The sequence below is a fragment of the Streptomyces sp. NBC_00597 genome, assembly GCF_041431095.1.
In the GTDB taxonomy this organism is placed as follows: Bacteria; Actinomycetota; Actinomycetes; order Streptomycetales; family Streptomycetaceae; genus Streptomyces.
This window is the reverse complement of record NZ_CP107758.1, coordinates 541896-560453: the sequence shown is the minus strand read 5'-3', so window position 1 is coordinate 560453 and position 18558 is coordinate 541896. Positions and strand designations below refer to the sequence as shown.

Here is an 18558-nt window from a genome sequence, read left to right as displayed (position 1 = left end):
GCAGGGTCACCGGGACGCCCCCGTCTCGGCCCCGGCCCCGGCCCCGGCCGTGGCGGCGACGGCCAGCCGGGCGGCGGCGGCGCGGTCGGTCTTGCCGGTCCTGCCCAGCGGGAGTTCCGTCACGAAATGGACGCGCTCGGGCACCTGGTACGGCTCCAGGTGGCGGCGGCCGTGGGCGCGCAGTTCCTCCTCGGTGGGGCTGGTGCCGGGGGCGGCGACGAACAGCAGGTGGACGCGCTCCCCGAGCATCGGGTCCGGGACGCCGACGGCCAGGCAGCCGGCGCCGGCCGGGTGCTGTGTGTACGGGCGCTCCACCTCAAGCGGCGCGATCTTGGCGCCGCCGCGGGAAATCAGCTGCTTCTTCCGGCCGACCAGTTCCACCATGCCGTCGGCGGGACGGACGGTGGCGAGATCACCCGTGCGCAGCCAGTCTCCGTCCATCGCGGCACGGGTGGCGGCCGGGTCGTCCAGATAGCCGGTCATCAGATGGGGGGTCCGCAGGCACAGTTCACCGACGGTGCCGGGAACGGGGGGCCGGGGCGGCCCGTCGCCGGTGGCGATGCGGAACTCCACGCCCGGGCTCGGCCGGCCGATGGTGCCCGCCGCCGTCCCGTACTGGTCGGGGGTGAGGATGAAGTCGGAGGTCGAGGTCTCGCTGAGCCCGTAGACGTCGGCGATGCCCGAGCCGGGCAGTGCGGCTTGCAGCCGGCGGCCGAGCCCGGCGGGCAGTGGCTCCCCGCCGGTGATCCAGGTGCGGGGTCCCCCGGACGCCCTTAGCGCGGCGGACAGTTCCGCTCCCGTGCCGGGTGTGCTCAGCTCCCGGTCGACCAGGCGCAGCATGCTGGGCACCACCGCGATCCGGTCGGCCGGCCGCGCGGCGAGGCGGCGCAGTACGCCCGGTGCGTCGAACCGGGGCAGCAGGTGCAGGGTGCCGCCGGTGGCCAGGGTCAGCAGCGAGGTCCACTGCCCGAAGGTGAAGTTGAGCTGGAGGACCTGTAGGGCCTGGTCGCCGGGCCGGAACGGCAGCACCTCGGCGACGGCCCGCAGCTTGGCAGTCAGCGCCCGGTGTGACAGCACGACCCCCTTGGGCCGTCCCGTGGTTCCGGAGGTGAACGCCACCAGTGCCTGGTCCGCATCGAGTTCCCCGGGGACGCGGGCCCGCGCCGGGCCCAACCCGCGGGTGCGGTCGCCCGCGGTGTGCGCGACGTCCAGCACGAGGCGGGCGCCGGTGCGCTCGGCGGTCTCGCTCAGCACCGCGTCCGGAGTGCTCCGGTGGACCGGTACGACGATGCCCCGGGCCTGCCACACGGCGAGCTGGGCGGCGAGGTCGGCGCTCCGGTTGCCCACCCGGACCAGGACGGGATCCGCCGTGCGGTGACCGGCTGACACCAGTTCGGTGCGCAGCGCCGCCGCCTCGGCCGCCAGTTCGGCGTAGGTCAGTGAGCCGGTGTCGTCGGTGAGCGCGGGCCGGTCAGCGAACCGGGTGCAGGCGCTCGTCAGCAGGCTGTCGAGGCGCTGGTGGTCAGTGGCCACTGTGGTGCTCCTTCCTGAACGGGTGTCGGCCGGTGGACGCGGACGGGGCGGACGACGCGGGAGCCGGCCGTGTGATGGGGTGGCACTGGTGGTCGCGCAGGCGTCCTCCGCCGCGCAGCGCGGTGATCAGCCGGTCCACGCCCAGTACGAGGCCGCCCAGGGGCGGCAGCCCGTGTTCCAGGGCCTCCAGGAAGCCCTCGTCGAGGACGGTGGCGCCGAGGCCCTGCTCGGCCCGGGTGGCGGCCTGGGCGGCGAAACGGCGGCGCTGTTCCACCGGGTCGGTCAGCTCGCTGCACCCCTGGCCGACGTCCAGTCCGCCGATCACCAGGCTCCAGCTCTCCACGAGTGCGGGGTCCCGGCGGTGGGGGCGGGCGAGGATCGCGCCCTCGGCCGGGAAGTCGAAGACGAACGTCGGCCGGTGGAGCCGGGGTTCGGCCAGCTTTCGGTAGAGCAGCAGGGCCAGGGCGCCCGGGCCGGCTCCCGCCGGCGCCGCGATGCCGTGCCGCGCGGCGTGGCGGGCCAGGTCCTCGCGCGAGGTCGAACTGTCCACCGCCGCGCCGAGCGCCGAGCCGAGCAGGTCGTGGAAGCGGTGGCGGGCGAAGGACGGGGGCGCCGGATCGGGTCCGGTCAGAGCGCTCGCGACGGCGGCGACCAGCTTCTGGGCCAGCGCCGCGGCATCGCGGTAGTCACTGTGGACGGCGTAGGCCTCGCAGACGGTGAACTCCGGGAAGTGCAGGGCGTCGGCGCCCTCGTTCCGGAAGATCCGGCCGATCTCGAAGATCCGGTCCATGCCGCCGACGACGAGTCGCTTGAGGTACATCTCGGCCGTGGCCCGCAGGTGCAACGGCACGCCCCAGGCGTTCATGTGCGCCGTGAACGGGCGGGCCGTCCCGCCGGGCAGCGGGTGCAGCACCGGGGTGTCGGCCTCGGTGAACCCCCGCTCGTACAGGCCTTCGCGCAACGCTCTGAGCGCCGCGCCCCGGGCGTGCGCGCGGGCCGTCTCGGCGGGGTCCAGCAGCATCTGCCGGTAGCGGTCCCGGTGCGCGGCGGGGTGGCCGTCCGTCCTCCCGGCGGCGGGCCTGCCCGGCAGCGGCCGCAGGGCCTTGGCCGCGAGCGCGAACTCCGCCGCGGCCACGGCCAGTGCGCCGCTCCCGGTGGTGACCAGCTCGCCGCCGACCACCACCAGATCCCCCAGGTCCGTCAGCTCCCGCCACGCGGCGCGCGGCCGGCCCGTGTCGCGGTCGCCCGCGAGCAATATCTGGATGTCCTCGGACCCGTCGCGCAAGGTGGCGAACTCGACGTCCCGGTGATCGCGGCGGCTGGTGATCCGGCCGCTCACGGTCACCGCGACGCCGGTCCGGGTGCGCGGCGGCAGTGCGCCGTAGCGCCGGTGGAGCTCGGCGACGCGCGCGCCGGCCGGCCGGGCCGGAGGGTACGGGTCGATCCCCCCGGCCAGCAGCGCGGCGCGCTTCGCCCGCCGGTCCTCAAGCTGGCCGGGGGTCCGGCCGCGCTCTCGGCCGGCGGCCTGCGCACCGGTACCGGCTTCCGTGCCGGTGCCCGCGTCGGTACCGGTACCGGTGCCCGTGTCGGTGCCGGTGCCCGTGTCGGTGCCGGTGCCGCTTCCCGTGTCGGTGCCGCTCATGCCGCTGACGCCGCGGAGCCGTCGGCCACCGCACCCGTCCGGATCTGCTCCTCGCGGCGCACGGCGTCCTGGGCGAGCGTACGGATGGGGGTGTTAAGGCCCTGCCGCATGAGCGCGTCCCGGTAGCGCTCGCACTCGGCCCTGGTGCCCACGGCGAGGGTGAAGTCCTGGTGGTGCAGCGCCGAGATGACCAGTTCGAGGGCGTGGCCGAAGTCGATCCCGGGCAGCGCCGTCACCAGGGCCCCCACCAGGTTGTCGAAGGAGAGCTGGTGCGGCGACGCGGCGATGTACAGCGCCCGGTCCTGCGGACCCTGCGGGTCCTCGGCCCGGTAGGGATCCGGGTAGGTCGGGCGCCAGAAGCAGGACGTCGGGTCGTCCCACAGCGGCTGAGCCAGTTCCCTGAGCCGCTCGATGTCGCGCCAGGCCTCGGGCAGCAGCGTGCCGGGCGGGTACGCCTGGGGCACGGCCGAGTAGTCGCCGAAGTCGGTGGACACCGCCTGGGAGCAGGCCGCGCAGTCCCCGGCGAACACCGACAGCTGGAGGTCGAACTCCCCCGTGTGGTCGGGGGTGTGCAATACGTTGGCGAAGGGGCCCAGCCGATATCCGGCCCGCACCGCGGACTTGACCCGCCTCGCGCGGGCGAGCGCGTCGGGGCCGGTCACGAGTAGGACCTCCATCGGACGCCCGCCGTACCAGAGGTCCAGGGACAGGTGCTCCAGCGGGTGTTCCGTGCGGCGCGTGTCCGCCCAGGCCCGGACGATGTCCTCCTCGCCCAGCAGCAGCCGGTGCCGGCAGACGACGGTGAGTCCGGCTTCCTCGGCGGCCTCGACGACGGCCTGCTGGAGCTGCCGCTCGACCCCGTCCGGCTTGATCAGGAACAGGGAGTGGTTGCTGGACACTTGGCTCTCCTTCAAGGAGTCACACGTACGTGGAAGACCTGACCCGGCTGGCCGCGCGAATGGCCGGACAGTGATTTCGATAATGCCGCCGAGAATCCATCCCGGCCATCAACGAATTGGCGCAGCCCGTTCCAGCGTTTACGTGGGCCTGTGAACTCGAATTCGGTGGCGAAGTCACGTGACCCGCGTTTTCGTGAGGGCCGAATTCGCTGGAAATTATTGACAGCCGAATGGATCTGACGCTCAAATGGTTGACGTGCCGCCGGGGAAAACGCTCCCGCCGGGACATTCCAATAATGAGCAGCTCACACAGAGGAGTCATCACCATGAACCGCAACCACGCCGTTTCCATGCGTCCGCGTCTCGACAAGGTCAACGTCCGCACGGGCAAGTAATTCGCATGACCTGAGGGGTGCCGCCGGACTTCGGTCCGGCGGCACCCCTGCCTGTCTCTCCGCCCTCTTCGCACGACGGGAAATCTCTTGACCACATCACCGACGTTCGACGTTCCCGTGGTGGTGCACCACGATCCCTCCCTGCGCACCACCAGCTTGTGTTTCGCGCTCGGATTCGGTGGCCGGCACGATCCTTTGGGCCGTGCCGGCGCCGCCCACATGCTCGAACACCTGCTGATGTCGGCACCCCTCGGGGACGGGCCGTCGCTGAGCGAGCGCATCGAGGACCGGGGCGGCGAGAGCAACGCCATGACCGGCCCCGAGTCACTGGTCATCCATGCGCAGGTGCTCACCGAGGACGCTGCCGACGTGGCCACGTGGATGTGCCGGGCACTGCTGGAACCCCATTGGGACCGGGGGAACTTCGATTCCGAGCGCGACGTGGTGCTCCAGGAGCTGGCGGCTGCCGACTCCGACGACGCCGACGCCGTGCAGGACGCCTTCTTCGCCCGGCTGTTCGACGGGCATCCGCTGGGCTCCCCCGTCGGCGGACGGCCCGAGACCGTGTCCGGGCTGACCCTGGAATCCGTGCGCGACGCGCACGCCCTCGCGCTGCGCACCGCCCCGCTCGCCGTCGCCGTGGCCGGCGGCCTGCCCGAGGACACCCTGCGCGAGGCGCTGCGGCGCGGCGGCCTGGGCCGCGTGGCGTGCAACCCGGTCCCCGATCCACTGCTCGGCTCCCTCGGCGGCGTCCCCGCACCTCCCGTGCCGGGAGCGGTAGAAAAGTGGCCGGACGCATTCTGCTGGCTGCTGGCAGGCGGGCGCGCCCCGCACGCGGGCGACCCCCGCCGGCACGCCTACACGGTCCTCGCGCACCTGCTGGGCGGGAGCCCGGCGTCCCCGCTGTACGCCAGGCTGCGCAACCAGGAAGCGCTGGCCTACGACTTTCGTTCGTGGTCGCGCAGTTACAGCGACTCCGGGGCCTGGCGGATGCTCGCCGGATGCGAGCCGGACAACGCACCCCGGCTGCTCGACGCGTTCCGCGAGGTGCTGCGCGGCGTGGCCGACGACGGTCCCCGCGAGCGTGACTTCGCGGCCGCCGTGCGCCGGGCGACCGTCGAGGCGGTCCGGGAGGCCGAGGCACCGCTGGACCGGACCATCGCCGTCGCCACCCAGCGCATCCTGGGCGATCGGATCTGGGACGCGGAGACGGAGATCGAAGCGCTCGCGGGCGTGTCGGCCGCAGACGTGGCCCTGGCCGCACGCGAACTGAGCGACTCGCTGATCACGGTCGTCCGGCCGGAGCAGCGATGAGCCCCGCTCCTGGCAGTGCGCCGCCGCCCTGCGCGTTCGACGTCAGCGACCTCTATCTGCGGGCCGCCGACGAGGCCGGAGTGCTCAGCCACATCGACGGCCTGCCGGTAGTGGCGGACGAGTACCGGGAGCCGGCCAGCGGCGAGCTCCAGTGCCTGGTGGAATACGCGGACCCAGCGCTCCTCGCCCGGGCGCCCCGTCTGCTCGACGCCCTGTTCCGCCGTCACCCCGGCTGTTCGTCGGCCGTGGTGCGCATCCCGGCGCACCTCCCCGCGCCCAGCGCGCTCCAGCCCCTGCTGAGCTATCTGCGCCATGCCCCGCCGCCGGCGGCCGCCGCACCCGCTGCCGCGCCCGCCGCAGCGTCCGCGCCCTTCGGCATAGCCGAAGCCTCGGACGCCGACGACGAGGCGGTCGGCCGGTGGCTGTCACGGGCGATCCGTGATGCGGCGGCCGACCGCGGGCACACCGAAACCGCACACGGCGCCGCGGAGTCCGTCCGCCGGCTTCTCGAAGCACCCGGCCGGCGCTCCTACCTGGTGCGTGTGCCGGGCAGGCCCGAGCCGATCGGGCACGCCACGCTCCTGACCGACGCCTACGACGACGTCAGCGACAGCCCGTTCGTCGAACTGGTGGACATCCTCATCGACGATGCCGCACTGCGCCGGGCCGCGACCGCCCGCCTGGTCGCGGCCTGCGCCGACACCGCCGCCGCGCTGGGGGCGCCGCTGATCGGCAACGTCACCCATCCCGCGGACCGTGCGGGCCAGGACCGATCCGCCCGGGTCGTGGCCGCCCTGCGCCGACAGGGCTGGACGCCGACGCACGGCTACGCGTACGCCGCCCGCCCCTGACCCACCCCCGGGGGCGACCACCCCCGGCTCCGAGGAGTCCTCTCGTATGACACCGGATCACCGCTCCGACTTCCCGCTCACCCTCGACCTGCTCTACGAACTCCTGGACGTCGCCCCCGAGCTGCCCGTCCGCCGCCTGCTCCAGGCCGCCCGGCAGGTGCGGGGCGTGCTCGCACCGCTCGTCCTGTCACTGGCCGAGCGGGAGGGCATCGCGATGGGCACCGGCGCCCGCGACGAACTCGCCCGCATGCGCCGGCGCGCCGAGACCTACCGGCAGCTGGCCGAAGACACGGCCCGGGTACCCGGCGCCCGCGTGGTCAAGGGCCCGTCGCTCGCCCGCCACTATCCCGAAGGGGCCCTGCGAGCCCTGGGCGACCTCGATGTCGTCGTGCCCGGCGAAGCCGCCCTGTGGCAGGTACTGGCCCTCGCGCTGGACCGGCACGACAGCGACGAGGTGGAACTGACCGAGCTGGGCGCACAGGGCCGGCCACACCTGTTCGCGGCCGTCTGGTGGCTCGGCGAGGACCCGCTGCTCGATCCGGACCACGGCATCGAGGTCACCACCTTCGGGTTCGCCGGCAGGCCCGGATTGGTCCCGCTGCGTGCGTCCCTGCCCGAGGACCAGGTCCTCGCCGATGTGCTCTCCCTCGCGGAGGAGCGCTTCCAGCGTCCCTTCACCGCCAAGGACATCATCGACCTCGTCTGCGTGCTGACCTCCCCGGCGGCACCCGCGCCCCGGACGCTGATCGCCGCCGCCGAAGAGTTCGCCCTCGCCCCCGAGCTGCTCGAACTCTGCGAGCGCGTGCGCGCATACCCGCGGCTGGCCGCCACCGTGCCGGACGAGCTCATCGAGGGACTGCGCGGCCCGGCCGACACGGAACGCGGTCGGCGCGCCGACCCGCAGGCAGCCCCGGTCGAGCAGCGTTACGGGATGCAGCTGACCGTTCCGCTGCGCCGGGGCGAGGGGACCGGCCGCTGCGAACACCGCTGGAACGACGGCGTCATCACGAGGACGCCGGTCGCGGACTTCCTGATGGTCCCGGGAGAGCTGGTCGACCCCGCGCTCCACGCGGCTGCCCTGCAGGAACTGGCCGGGCTGGCCCCCTGGCCGCTGCGGCCGGCCCGCACCACCGCACCGCATCCCGACGGGGAGGTCTGAGAGGCATGGCCGTCATCGAGGTACAGGATCTCACCCGGACCTTCCGGACCCGGCGGGGCCGCGAGGTCACCGCGCTCGACCACGTGGGCTTCCAGGTCGAGCGGGGCGAGGTGCTCGGCCTGTTGGGACCCAACGGAGCGGGCAAGACTACCCTTTCCCGCATTCTCACCACCCTGCTCGTCCCCACCTCCGGCACGGCACGGGTCTCCGGCTTCGACGTCGTGGACCGACCACGTGAGGTCCGCCGCCGCATCGGTCTGGTACTCGGCGGCGACCGGGGGCTCTACGGCCGTCTGACGGCCCGCCAGAACCTGAGGTACTGGGCCGCCCTACAGGGTCTCGACGCGCGGGCCGCCCGCCGGAGCACCGAGGAGGTCCTGGAGCTCCTGGGGCTGGACGGCCGCGGCGACGACCGCGTCGAGACGTTCTCCCGGGGCATGGTGCAGCGGGTCCACCTGGCGCGGGCCCTGCTCGGCGAACCGGACGTACTCGTCATGGACGAGCCGACCAACGGAATGGACCCGCACGCCGGGGCCGGGTTCCGGGAACTGGTCCGCACGCTGCGCGGCGGCGGTACGACCGTCGTCCTCACGACGCACGACATGCAGGAGGCGCAGGCCCTCTGCTCCCGCGTCGCCCTCATCGACCACGGCCGCATCCTGCGGATCGGCTCCACGACGGAACTGCTCGCCGGCATCCGCGCCCCCCGTACCCTCACCGCCGTGGGCGTGCCGCCGGAGACCGCCGCGCGCATCGCCGCACTTCCGGGCAGCGCCACGACCGACGCCGAGGGCAACCTCACGGCCCGCCCGGCCGACGACGAGAGCCTCTCCCAGGCCCTGCTGCTGCTCGCCCAGGCCCGGGCCGAGTCCATCTCGGTCGCCGCCCCCGGCCTGGCCGAGGTCTACCGGACCGTCATCGAGAACCGGGAGTTCGCGCTGTGATGGCCGTGCTGGCCGCCGCCACCCGGGCGCAGGGGGTGATCCTGGCCCGTTCTCCCGGGATGCTGGCCACCCTGGCCGTGATCCCGCTGTACTCGCTGGTCTTCTTCCACTTCCTGCAACGCCACCACCGGGAGGAGCTGGCCACCACGGTGGCGCTCACGGCATTCGTGATGAGCCTGTGGGCGCACGCCGTGTTCGTCGCCTCCGACGTCGTCGACGACGACCGGTCGGACGGCACGCTGGAGCTGTCGCTGCTCACCCCGGACCGCTATCTCGTCGCCCTGGCCGTGCGCACCTTCACCACCACCCTGCTCGCCCTGCCGGTGCTGGCCGAGGTCGTCCTCATCGGCCGGGGCCTGTTCGGCCTGGACGTGACACTGCACAACCCCGCCGTGGCCCTGCCCGTGGCGGTCCTGCTGGTCGCGGGATGCGCGAGCGCCGCCCTGCTGGTCAGCGGGCTGATGATCAAGGTGCGGGGAGCACGCACGCTCCAGAACTCCCTGACCTACCCCTTCTACCTGCTGGGCGGCCTCATCCTCCCCGTCGGCCACCTGCCGGCCCCGTTCGGCACCGTCGCGAAGGGCTTCTTCCTCTCCTGGGCCACCGACCTGCTCAGGGACGCGGCCGCGGGACCGGTCCCCCAACTGGCCCAACGCCTCGCCGTACTGTGCGCCCTGATCCTGGTCCAGACCCTGCTGGGCGTGCTCCTGCTGCGCGGCGTCCTCGGCTCCGTCCGCAACGGAAAGATGGTGCTGCATGACTAGCCACCACGGTCCCGCTCCGGCGAGCCGGCGTTCCGTACGGACACTGCTCCAGCTGATCGGCTACGGCGCCCTCGCCAGCTACCAGGACTACCGGGCCATGTTCACCTGGCGCTCCTGGCTCGGCGGCTGGCTGGTCAGGCTGCTGTGCCAGGTGCTCTTCTTCGCCAACCTCGGAGCGCTCCTCGGCTCGCCCGCACAGCAGGGCTACCTCGCCCTCGGCAACGCCGTCGTGCTCGGCCCGCTCGGCGCGCTCGGCGTGGTCTCCTCGACCGTGGGCGAACGCCGCTCGGGAACCTTGCAGTTCCTGCTGATCAGCCGCACGCCGCCGTTCCTCGCGCTGGCCTCGCGCGGGCTGCACTGGGTCGCCGACGGCCTGCTGACCTCGACCGTCGCGCTGCTCGCCGTGCACCTGCTGCTTCCGGTCCCGCTCCACTGGGCGGCGCTGCCCGCCATCCTGTTCGTGAACGCCCTGATGACCCTGGGCTGTTACTGCCTCGCCCTGTGCCTGTCCGGGATCAGCCTGCGGATGCCCGAGTCCCGGATGTACCTGACGGCCGGCACCACCATCGTGCTGTTGCTGGTGGCCGGGGTGAACACCTCCGTACCGCACAGCGGGGCGCTCGCCTGGGTCGCCCGGGTGCTCCCGGTGAGCCACGGGCTGTCCGCCGTCCGGCAGCTGGCGCACGACGGCACCCTGTCGGTGGCGCTCGTACTGCACGAGGCCCTGATCCTCGCGGGCTGGGCCGCGATCGGCTTCCTGGTGCTCACCCACGGCCTGCGGCACACGGTCCGCTCGGGATCCCTCACCCTGCGCTGATGCCGCGCGATCCCGTTTACCGGGGGCGTGGGGGAACCGGGATGCCGGTCCGTCCGGTCCGGGCCGGCCGGAGCGTTGCCGGCCGGGCCGGCCGGACCGGCGCGCGCCGCCTCACCGGGCCGCGTCAGGACCGGAAGCCCAGTTGGGACGCGAGCACCGCCAGCTGTGTGCGGTTGGTGGTGCCGGTCTTCCTCCGCAGATGGCGCAGGTAGGTGTCGACCGTGTGCCGGCTGATGCCCAGACGGCTCGCGATGCGGCAGTAGGTCTCCCCTTCTGACAGGAGGACGAGCACCTGCTGTTCGCGGGGCGTGAAGCTGGGCGGTGCATCGGCGATGTCGGCCATGACTGACTCCTGGTATCGGATTGCGCGGATCTACGAAGGGCTGGAGGCGGGCGGGGTCAGCCGCCCCAAGAGGTGTCCTCGGTGCACTTGCCCACCGGCGGACAGGAGGGCTCCGCCACCACCGTCTGCGGAGCGGTGGCGGAGTGCTCGGGCGACTGCGCCACGACCGCCACCGCCGCGGTGGTGGAACACACGGCGGTGATGACGGCAGCCAGTGCGATCCGTACGGGCAGAGAAAGTCGCTTCATGTGGGGGCTCCTGGTATCCCGGCTTCTCAGCCTGGTGGACGTCGAGTTGCTGACAGGGACCAACCTGTCGTGTGCACCCCTTCAGGAGCGACTCGGTAGCCCCTCAGCAAACTACCTGGCAGTTAAGCGCCAGGCGGCATATCGGACTCTTCATGGCATAGCGGACTCAGGAGGTCCGCCCGAGGAGCGAGACCCCGGCCCAACCCGCCGGCGCGCGGAGGGACCGGGGGGCTGAATCCAGACAGTCCGGGGGCCTGATCCGCTCCTACGGCCGCCGCGGATCCGGTCAGGTACCGCGACGGCACCCGGGATGACGCGCGAAGATGGCCGACTTGTGCAGTGCCTCCCGGTGTGTCGGAGTGCTCCGGTACTCCTATTCTGTTCGCCTGGACCAGAGGGCTCGTTTCAAGGGCCTGGCAGATGGTGGGGGCGCAGGGCATTGGGACTGGACGACACGCTGGTGGATGCCAAGGAACTACAGGACTCCGACATGGCCGTGTACGGCTGGGTGGTCGAGCACGGCACGGGTTGCGCGGACGCCGTCGCCGCGGGCACGGGGATGAGTCGCGAGGACGCAGCTGCCGGTGTCGAGCGCCTGCTGCGGCTCCGCCTGCTGCAGGAAAGCTCCGACGAACCCACCACGGTCTTCGCCGTGGCGCCCGAGACCGCGGCCGCTCAGCTCGCCGCTCCCGTGGAAGCCCGGATCCTGCGGCAACAGCAGCAACTCGCTCGCCTCCGGGAAGAACTCCTGCGTGCCGCCCCGTCCTACGACCGGCGCCGTTCGGCCTCCGGGTCGCTGGAGGTCCTGGAGAACCTCCACATCGTGCGCGACGCCCTCAAGCAGGCCTCCGAACGGTGCCGCACCGAGATCATCGCCAGCCAGCCCGGCGGTGGTGCCCGGGTCTCCGAGGCGATGGAAGAAGCCCTGGTCCGCGACCAGGCCATCCTCGAACGCGGCGTCCGGCTGCGCACCCTCTACCACCACACGGCACGCTTCAACGGGCCCAGTCAGGCCTACGTCGCAGCGGCCTCGGCCCTGGGCGGGGAGTACCGCACCGTGCACGAGCTGTTCGGCCGTCTGATCGTCTTCGACCGCGAGACCGCGTTCATCCCCGTCCAGGACGGCAGTTGGGGAGCCGTGGTGATCCGGCAGCCGTCCACCGTGAACTACCTGTGCGAGATCTTCGAGCAGACCTGGGACCGGGCCACGCCGTTCACCGCCGCGGTCGGCCAGCAACTGGAGACGGTCTCCCGGGAGATCCACGAGACGATCGTGCGACTGCTGGCCGCCGGGCTGAAGGACGAGGCGATCGCCCGCCGCCTGGGTATGTCGCTGCGCACGGCCCGCCGCCACATCGCCGACATCATGGAGGAGCTGGGCGCCGGAAGCCGCTTCCAGGCCGGCGTCCGCGCCGCGGAGCGGGGCTTGCTGGACATCGAGGGACCGACCGAACCGCTCACCGCTTCCTAGAGCCGTGGTTGTGACCGGGGCGCGCGGCGTGTACGAGGCGGGAGATGCGGGAACGGTTTTTCGTGACTGTCCCGGCGGCCCGCGGTGCGGAATGCTCGCCATGACGGAAACAACCGGGTTCCGTGACGTGAGCGGCACGTACGGACACCACACCACAGGAGCCCCATGCACAACGCGCCATCGGCAGACGGGGTGACCTTGCCCCACGTACGGGAACTCGCGCAGTTCCTCGCGTTGTGCCACGGCCAGGGGCCCGCCATCCTGTGGCCTGAGCAGGAACGTGTGGCGCACGAGGGGCAGGACGCCACAACCGTCCTGGCGGCAGAGGGCCGTGAGCTCGCACGGCTGACGGGCCTTCAGCCGACCATCGAGTGGCACCGCGCGGACGAGGGCGGTGCCCGGCCGCTGTCCACCGGCTCGTCCGGACACCTTCTGGTGCAGCAAGAGGACGGGGCCGGGACTTGGCGGCTGCATGCGGTGCCGGGGGCCGAAGAGTCCTTCTCCTGCCGTCTGAGGTCCGGCGAAGTGCTCTACGTCCCGCCCGGCTGGAGCTGGCGTGCCGACCTCACCCCCGGCGCACGGCTGCTGCTGACCCGCCTCGGCCCGGCAGCCGGTGAGCCCGCAGCCGGCTCCCCCGCGCCGGCGTAGGCCAACCACTGCGGTCGTGCCGGCGACGCCGTCGCGGCCTCGGGGCGGTGGCAGGCGTCGACACGGCGACCGCGAGGTGCTGGCGGCGGTCGTGTTCGTCGCGACGCCGGGCTGGCCGTGGCAGCAGCTGCCTGCGGCATCGTTCGGGCCGTCCGGAGCAACGGCCCATCGGCGGTTCTCCGAGTGGACCGAAGCCCGCGCGGGCCGACCTCCACCGCCTGGTGCTCGACGAGCGCGGGGCCCGCGGCGAGCTGGACCGGTCCCGCTGCGCGATCGACTCCGTCAACATGCGCGCCCTGGAAAAGGTGGACCTGACAGGTCCGAATCCTGTCGACAGGGGCAGGTACGCCTCGGAATCTCAGGCACGAACCTGCACGACAGCCAGGCACTCGAACCCCTCGTCCGCTGCATACCGCCCGTCCGGCTCACACCGCGGCCGCCGCCGGCGCAAGCCCAGCAGGGCTGACCTCCGGCTGCCGGGCCGCCCGGGCGGGCCGCCGATATCCTGGGACCGAGATCGGGGGCTTTCCTCATCCGGAAGGCAGCACAATGCGGCGTCGACACCTCATGCTCCTCGCAGCCCCCCTCCTCGCCTCATCGGTGGCCCTCGCCCCCGCCCACGTGGCGCAGGCCGGAACCGCCGGGACGAGCGGGGTCAAGCAGGCGGTGAAGGTCACCAAAGTCGAAGTGGTCACCCTGCTGAAGTCGGGGGAGACCGTCGAGTGCAACGGCACTCCCGTGGACATGGCCTTCGACGGCAAAATCACAGCAACCGGGCCCGGCACGGTCCGCTACCACTGGACCGTGAACACCAGCCGCGCCCGGGTCTCCCCGGGATCCTTCGCCTTCGGCGCGGGCACCTCCACCAAGGTCGTCCTTCAGGTCGTGGACATGCCGGAGCCTAGGAACGCCAAGGCGGTGACCGGGTACGTCACGCTCCACCTACCGGACCAAAAGAAGAGCGTCCGCAGCGAACAGGTGACGTTCCCCTGCAAGAAGTGAGCCCTACTCCCTCTTGCGCTCAGCAACAGCACCGGCAGGCCCGCACGGGCACCGAAACCGATTCCTACCGCCTCGCCAGCACGCGCGCCCGCGCCGAGGAGCCCGGCCTGCTGCCGGAGCGCCGTCCTTCAGAGCCAGCCAACCCGGACGGGTGGCGGGTCCAACCGCGTCCCGGCGGGCGGTACCTCCGGACCCGCCACCGGCCCGGCCGCGGTGACCGTCACCTACGAACAGGCCAGCGGGAACACCGGTGGAGGCACCGGGTCGAGGTCGATCCTGCCCATCAACCTCAGCGGCATCCTCCCGCTGTTCAACAACATCAACGTCAACAACAACGTCAAGAGCCCCGGCGCCAGCAACACCAGCACACAGAACTTCGGCCTGAACACGCCCTGAATCACGCCGCTCCGGAGCGTGGAGTGAAGTGAGCAGGGGCCGTACGCGGCGGTCACGGCGGATGCCGCCGGGACCACCACCGGTCTCTCGCCCTTCCACGGCGCGGTCAGATGCGGCTTGTTCAAGAGAACGGGAGGCACCTCATCGTCGCTCCCGCCGGCCCGGTCGGGATGGACATCGGCTGGACTGTGCGCCGACGTCAACGCGCCCCGTAGGGTGGCCTGATGTTCGATCGTCTGGAGATCGGGGTGTTGCCGCCGGGCCCGCGGTTCGCTGCCCAGTTGCGGTTCTGGGTCAACGGCGAGGACGTGGTCGAGGAGGCGGTCGGCGAAGGTGGCCGTGGACCGTACGCAAGTTGCGCGCTGCCGCCCGGCCGCCCCAGCCCTCTCCGGGCGACCGGCGAGGCACGCCGTCTGGAGCTGGGGGAACCGGACTGCACCGGTGGCTGCTGCGGCTTCTTGACCGTGGTCGTGCAACGGTTCGGAGAGATCGTGCAATGGTCGGACTGGGAGGTTCCCTGGGCGGCGCACACCCCCGTGCCCTACCCCCCGCCGGAGCTCCACTTCGATGCCGTCCAGTACGACGCCGAAGTGGCTCGCGCTGAGGTAGACCGGTGGTGGCAGGTCTACTCGTAGCCCGGCGCGGCGCGACCCTGCCCGGCTGCGGGCTCTTTTTCGCTGCCACGTCGGGCTGTACGTGGCAACAGCTGCCCGCGGCATGGTTCAGGCCGTCGGGGGCAACCGCCCACCGGCGCTTCTCTGACTGGCCCGCAGGATGGGATGACCCCGGGCTGACCACGGTTCGGCACACGTGAGCCGGGTCCGCTCGGGACGGTGCGAAGTGCCGGAAGTTGCGCCAGCGCAGGTGACGGCCGACGCTAGTCGGCAGTGGCCGTCGCCGGCCCGACGAGATGAGGGACAAGCTCGACGGCCGCGCTCAACTGGTTGGATTCGATACGGCCTGCGGCATCCTCGGCGACCACCCGGACATCCGAGCCGAAGGGCCGACGCCTGATGCGCCGGGGGGCCTGGCTGCTGGAGCAGCCCGGCTGGAAGGGGCCCGGGCGGTACGGAGGGAGCCTCGGCCGGGTGGACGAGTGTCACCGCGGGTGGGCGTCTCTTAGCCGGTCGGGTCGCCGGCGGCACTGCTCAGTGGGGAGGTGAGCTCACTGGATCAGGTCGGTGTGCGGGTGCTCCGGGCACTGCGGGCAGACGTAGAGCTGCAGGCGGTTGGCCCTGGAAACCTGGACCTTGGGCGGGTTCGCCGCCCCAGCGTCGTCGAGGGAGTTGAGGGCTTGATCCTCGTACGGGACCCAGCCCGTGTTGCTGCTGTCCCATTCGGTCGAGGCGATGGTCAGGAGGGGGGCCATTTTAGTGCCGCAGGCGGCGCAGAACCGGGCTATGGGATCGGTGAGTCCCCACCGGGGCCAGCCGCCGACCTTCCAGCCCGGGGCGACGGACAGCTCGCTCCCGTAGTACGAATCCGGATAGGGGGCCCAGGAGCTGTCCAGGGCGGCGCCGGCTGCCTGCCAGTTGCCCCAGTCCGCGATCTGCTGCTGTAGTTCCTTGCTGACGTCCATGGGGTGGGGATACTCGGTGATCTGCTCCGGCGCGAGCACGCACGGCTCCGGTCTGTAGCCGTCGTACTCCTCCTCGATCGGCTCGGGGGGCTCGGCGAGGATGTCGGTGACCTCGGCAGCGGATCGCCAGAACAGTGCGGTCGGAGGCTTGTAATCCGGTTCGTGCTCGAAGGGGCACCACAGCACCTGGAGCAGGTCTGCCTGCCCGGGCGGTCGCAGCAGGGGTACGTCGCGCACGTACAGCTGGGCGACGGGCAGCATGGCGTTCGGGCCTTCTTCCAGCCACCCGTGCGGCTCTTCGCAGTACGGCCACGGCTCGTCGGCGGGCCACAGCAGTGGCCCGCCGACCGAACTGTCGTGCGGTGTCGGAGACCCGGGGCGGGGATGCAGCCGGATCGCCGGACGTGCCAGCGGGGCCAGTTGAGGAAAGACCGCGGTGACGTCGACCGGCCGCGGCGGCGTGGTACGGCTCATTCTGGCTCCCGGTGGCACGAATCAGGCGGGTCTAGTTTCCGAGGTTCAGCTGTCCGGTGTTCTTCTGGGTGTTGGTGATGTAGACGTCGGGGAACAGCGGCTGCGACGTTCCGTCCGACCGCTCGACCCTAGCGCTCATCGTGACCGCCTGCGGAATCGTGCTGTCGCTGTTCAGGTAGTCCGGCGTCACCTGATAGAAGATCGCGTCGTTCGGCCCGAGGATGCCGCCGTCCTTGACCTCCCTCGCCGCCCTTTGAGCCACGGCCTCGTAGGTCCGCATGCTGGGCGTTCCGGTGTTCATCCCCGACTGCCAGCAGGGGACGAGGTTGTCCGGTCCGCCGTCGTTCTTTCCACCCTTGCCGCCGAGGACGTTGGGTATCAGATGGCACCGGGCGAGTCCGGCCGTGGTCGAGTTGGCCGTGCGGAACGCGTCGGCGTCCGCCCAGCCGGTGATGTCCCCCTCCGCCTCGGTGCCCTTCGGGGGCGCGATGCCCAGGCAAGCCTGCGCCCTTTCCGCCCGAGTACCCGCCGGACTCAGGGGTACGGTCTTGTTGACGTGCGGGACCGGTGCGGTGGTGTTCTTGATCCACCCGTTGCCGGAAGGGACCGAACCGGCGGGAGCGTTCTGACGGCAGACGGCCTGCGGTTCGGCGATCGAACCGCTGATCTCCACCTTGAACTGGTCGTCTTCCACCACTCGCTGGTTCTCGAAACCTTCGGCGAGCTGCGCCTCGGCTGCCTGCTTGTCCGCGAGCGGGACGTGGGCGCGCGCGCAAGGGCTGCTCGTGCCGCCGTCCAGCACGTCGGTGACCCACCCCCCGCGGGTGCTGTGACGGGGGAGGATCTCGGCGCACTGAGCGCCGTCGGTTCCGCCTTCACGGGTGACCGCGAAGGGGAACTCGCCGCAGCTGTCGTTCGAAACGAGGTCCGTCCGGGCCTGGAAGGTGCCGCAGGTCCGAGCCGTCCGGCCGGCTACGTCACCCTTGGCCCGGGTCAGCGGCTTGGCGCGTCCCCAGCCGTCGGGGAGATTGCTCTGGGCCCACAGGTAGCCGGCCGCCGCGGCTCCCGCGCCCTGCGGGGTCGGCTGGTCGCTCATCTTGACGACCGGCATGTAGCTGGGCACGACGCAGCCGGGGTCGGGAGCGGCGGAGGTGGTCGTGTCCCGGACGGCGTCGTCGCAGCGGATCTTCTCCGGGTTGCTCCAGGAGGCGTTCGGGTCCGTGATCTGGGCGCCGGGAGACGTCACGAACAACTCGTACGACGTCGTGAAGTCGACCTTCGTGCCGGGAGCCGGGGTGGATTCGTAGACCACGTCTCCGTTGAGGACCTGGTCCTTGATGATGGTCTTACCCGTCCACCGGGGCGACTTGGTGACCTTGCAACCGGCCGAGCAGGCGGGCCTGAACCGCACGCTCAGGGTCGTGACGGCCCCGGTCGCGCCGGTCATGGTCACCCTGACGAATTCGCTCCACGTCGTGCCCTTGGCGGGCAGGACGGCGCTGCTCGAAACGTCCAGCGTGCCGGTGCCGATCTCCTTGTCGTTGCTGTCCTTGAGCGTGTACAGCACGGTCAGGCCGTGGACGCAGTAGGCAAAGCGGTTGTAGTACCACGTCCTGGGGGCTGCGAGCGCACAGCTGCCCGAGTCGGCGGCGGCAGCAGGCGCCGCCTGCGGTGCGGCAGCGAGGGACTTTCGCCCGGCCGGGGCCGCCGGGGTGGCGATCGAGGTGACACAGCCCTTCACGGCGCCCGCCTTGCGCTCGCGGGAGCCGGCTGGCGTGGGCCCGCAGCTCTCTCCGGGAGTCATCGTGGCGGGCCGGGTCTTGCCGGGGGCGGGAACGCCGGTCAGACCGTTCGGGTCGACGCTGCCCGCCTTGCGGGGGGACGCCTGCGCCGTCGGCGCCTGGCCGTCGGCGGCGGCGGCGGTCGCGGTGCCGGTCGCGGTGAGACTCCATGCGAGGAGGAGACCGGGAAGTATTCGTCTCCAGCGTGGTGAAATCATGTCTTCTCTCGGTAGGAAGTCGCCCCGAGCGACATCTGACTGGCTTCGCGATCAGTCGAGCGGAATCGCCTTCTGTCGCC

Annotated in this window: 18 protein-coding genes and 1 pseudogene; 12 read left to right on the top strand and 7 right to left on the bottom strand. The window is 71.9% G+C overall.

Features of this window, described 5'->3' with window-relative positions; translation table 11 throughout:
- Window positions 1-6: 6 nt before the first annotated feature.
- From OG974_RS32185 to OG974_RS32175, 3 genes are read right to left on the bottom strand one after another with little or no spacing between them, the layout of a single operon-like run.
- Complete coding sequence (locus OG974_RS32185; RefSeq protein WP_331735323.1) at window positions 7-1533, bottom strand: long-chain fatty acid--CoA ligase; 1527 nt, start codon at window positions 1531-1533, stop codon at window positions 7-9.
- Entirely contained in the window at window positions 1523-3175 is a 1653-nt protein-coding gene (locus OG974_RS32180) for an amino acid--tRNA ligase-related protein (RefSeq protein WP_331735322.1), read from the bottom strand. Before OG974_RS32180 ends, OG974_RS32185 begins: the two co-directional genes overlap by 11 nt.
- Window positions 3172-4074, bottom strand: a complete 903-nt coding sequence (locus tag OG974_RS32175; protein WP_327286417.1) for a hypothetical protein — start codon at window positions 4072-4074, stop codon at window positions 3172-3174. Before OG974_RS32175 ends, OG974_RS32180 begins: the two co-directional genes overlap by 4 nt.
- A gap of 482 nt (window positions 4075-4556) precedes the next feature.
- On the opposite strand from OG974_RS32175, the gene OG974_RS32170 reads away from it, so the two are divergent.
- Genes OG974_RS32170 through OG974_RS32145 form a run of 6 tightly spaced genes read left to right on the top strand, consistent with a single transcriptional unit; the run spans window position 4557 to window position 10318 of the window.
- Window positions 4557-5783: a pitrilysin family protein gene (locus tag OG974_RS32170; protein ID WP_331735319.1), complete on the top strand. Its 1227-nt coding sequence runs from the start codon at window positions 4557-4559 to the stop codon at window positions 5781-5783.
- Window positions 5780-6634, top strand: coding sequence for a hypothetical protein (locus tag OG974_RS32165; RefSeq protein WP_327286415.1), 855 nt, complete (start codon window positions 5780-5782; stop codon window positions 6632-6634). The genes OG974_RS32170 and OG974_RS32165 overlap by 4 nt, the downstream gene beginning before the upstream one ends.
- 46 nt (window positions 6635-6680) lie before the next feature.
- Window positions 6681-7793: a hypothetical protein gene (locus OG974_RS32160; protein WP_331735317.1), complete on the top strand. Its 1113-nt coding sequence runs from the start codon at window positions 6681-6683 to the stop codon at window positions 7791-7793.
- 5 nt (window positions 7794-7798) lie between these two features.
- Window positions 7799-8737 carry an ABC transporter ATP-binding protein gene (locus tag OG974_RS32155; protein WP_327286413.1) on the top strand — a complete coding sequence of 313 codons (939 nt, stop codon included), beginning with the start codon at window positions 7799-7801 and terminating at the stop codon, window positions 8735-8737.
- The gene (locus OG974_RS32150) at window positions 8737-9501 is read left to right on the top strand and encodes an ABC transporter permease (protein ID WP_331735314.1); all 765 of its coding nucleotides are present in this window, start codon (window positions 8737-8739) and stop codon (window positions 9499-9501) included. Before OG974_RS32155 ends, OG974_RS32150 begins: the two co-directional genes overlap by 1 nt.
- Window positions 9494-10318, top strand: a complete 825-nt coding sequence (locus OG974_RS32145) for an ABC transporter permease (RefSeq protein WP_331735311.1) — start codon at window positions 9494-9496, stop codon at window positions 10316-10318. The genes OG974_RS32150 and OG974_RS32145 overlap by 8 nt, the downstream gene beginning before the upstream one ends.
- 124 nt (window positions 10319-10442) lie before the next feature.
- Here OG974_RS32145 and OG974_RS32140 read toward each other — a convergent pair whose 3' ends face one another.
- Together OG974_RS32140 and OG974_RS32135 are read right to left on the bottom strand one after the other, a co-directional pair.
- Window positions 10443-10661 (bottom strand): helix-turn-helix transcriptional regulator, encoded by a 219-nt coding sequence (locus OG974_RS32140; protein ID WP_327286410.1) that lies wholly within the window; start codon window positions 10659-10661, stop codon window positions 10443-10445.
- Window positions 10662-10717: 56 nt separating this feature from the next.
- Window positions 10718-10909 carry a hypothetical protein gene (locus OG974_RS32135; RefSeq protein WP_327286409.1) on the bottom strand — a complete coding sequence of 64 codons (192 nt, stop codon included), beginning with the start codon at window positions 10907-10909 and terminating at the stop codon, window positions 10718-10720.
- Window positions 10910-11348: 439 nt separating this feature from the next.
- Here OG974_RS32135 and OG974_RS32130 point away from each other — a divergent pair, with 439 nt between their 5' ends.
- The 6 genes and pseudogenes from OG974_RS32130 (at window position 11349) to OG974_RS32105 (ending at window position 15061) form a co-directional block, all read left to right on the top strand.
- Window positions 11349-12380 carry a helix-turn-helix transcriptional regulator gene (locus OG974_RS32130; protein WP_331735308.1) on the top strand — a complete coding sequence of 344 codons (1032 nt, stop codon included), beginning with the start codon at window positions 11349-11351 and terminating at the stop codon, window positions 12378-12380.
- Between the two features lie 165 nt (window positions 12381-12545).
- Entirely contained in the window at window positions 12546-13028 is a 483-nt protein-coding gene (locus OG974_RS32125; protein ID WP_331735305.1) for a hypothetical protein, read from the top strand.
- Window positions 12994-13489: pseudogene (locus OG974_RS32120) on the top strand (transposase); the annotation flags it as partial. The gene OG974_RS32125 and the pseudogene OG974_RS32120, both read left to right, overlap by 35 nt.
- Before the next feature lie 88 nt (window positions 13490-13577).
- Complete coding sequence (locus OG974_RS32115) at window positions 13578-14030, top strand: hypothetical protein (protein WP_331735483.1); 453 nt, start codon at window positions 13578-13580, stop codon at window positions 14028-14030.
- Between the two features lie 213 nt (window positions 14031-14243).
- Window positions 14244-14426: a hypothetical protein gene (locus OG974_RS32110; protein WP_331735302.1), complete on the top strand. Its 183-nt coding sequence runs from the start codon at window positions 14244-14246 to the stop codon at window positions 14424-14426.
- Between the two features lie 224 nt (window positions 14427-14650).
- The gene (locus OG974_RS32105; protein WP_327286405.1) at window positions 14651-15061 is read left to right on the top strand and encodes a hypothetical protein; all 411 of its coding nucleotides are present in this window, start codon (window positions 14651-14653) and stop codon (window positions 15059-15061) included.
- A 530-nt stretch (window positions 15062-15591) separates the two neighbouring features.
- On the opposite strand, the gene OG974_RS32100 is transcribed toward OG974_RS32105, so the two are convergent.
- Window positions 15592-16479 (bottom strand): hypothetical protein, encoded by an 888-nt coding sequence (locus tag OG974_RS32100; protein ID WP_331735299.1) that lies wholly within the window; start codon window positions 16477-16479, stop codon window positions 15592-15594.
- 31 nt (window positions 16480-16510) lie between these two features.
- Entirely contained in the window at window positions 16511-18478 is a 1968-nt protein-coding gene (locus OG974_RS32095) for a DNA/RNA non-specific endonuclease (protein WP_327286403.1), read from the bottom strand.
- Window positions 18479-18558 lie beyond the last annotated feature (80 nt).

Bases quoted from the DNA above. Each gene is read 5' to 3' on its own strand.
- OG974_RS32180 (WP_331735322.1), bottom strand. From the start codon at position 3,175: ATGAGCGGCACCGACACGGGAAGCGGCACCGGCACCGACACGGGCACC.
- OG974_RS32165 (WP_327286415.1), top strand. From the start codon at position 5,780: ATGAGCCCCGCTCCTGGCAGTGCGCCGCCGCCCTGCGCGTTCGACGTC.
- OG974_RS32160 (WP_331735317.1), top strand. From the start codon at position 6,681: ATGACACCGGATCACCGCTCCGACTTCCCGCTCACCCTCGACCTGCTC.
- OG974_RS32155 (WP_327286413.1), top strand. From the start codon at position 7,799: ATGGCCGTCATCGAGGTACAGGATCTCACCCGGACCTTCCGGACCCGG.
- OG974_RS32150 (WP_331735314.1), top strand. From the start codon at position 8,737: ATGGCCGTGCTGGCCGCCGCCACCCGGGCGCAGGGGGTGATCCTGGCC.
- OG974_RS32145 (WP_331735311.1), top strand. From the start codon at position 9,494: ATGACTAGCCACCACGGTCCCGCTCCGGCGAGCCGGCGTTCCGTACGG.
- OG974_RS32140 (WP_327286410.1), bottom strand. From the start codon at position 10,661: ATGGCCGACATCGCCGATGCACCGCCCAGCTTCACGCCCCGCGAACAG.
- OG974_RS32135 (WP_327286409.1), bottom strand. From the start codon at position 10,909: ATGAAGCGACTTTCTCTGCCCGTACGGATCGCACTGGCTGCCGTCATC.
- OG974_RS32125 (WP_331735305.1), top strand. From the start codon at position 12,546: ATGCACAACGCGCCATCGGCAGACGGGGTGACCTTGCCCCACGTACGG.
- OG974_RS32115 (WP_331735483.1), top strand. From the start codon at position 13,578: ATGCGGCGTCGACACCTCATGCTCCTCGCAGCCCCCCTCCTCGCCTCA.
- OG974_RS32105 (WP_327286405.1), top strand. From the start codon at position 14,651: ATGTTCGATCGTCTGGAGATCGGGGTGTTGCCGCCGGGCCCGCGGTTC.
- OG974_RS32100 (WP_331735299.1), bottom strand. From the start codon at position 16,479: ATGAGCCGTACCACGCCGCCGCGGCCGGTCGACGTCACCGCGGTCTTT.
- OG974_RS32095 (WP_327286403.1), bottom strand. From the start codon at position 18,478: ATGATTTCACCACGCTGGAGACGAATACTTCCCGGTCTCCTCCTCGCA.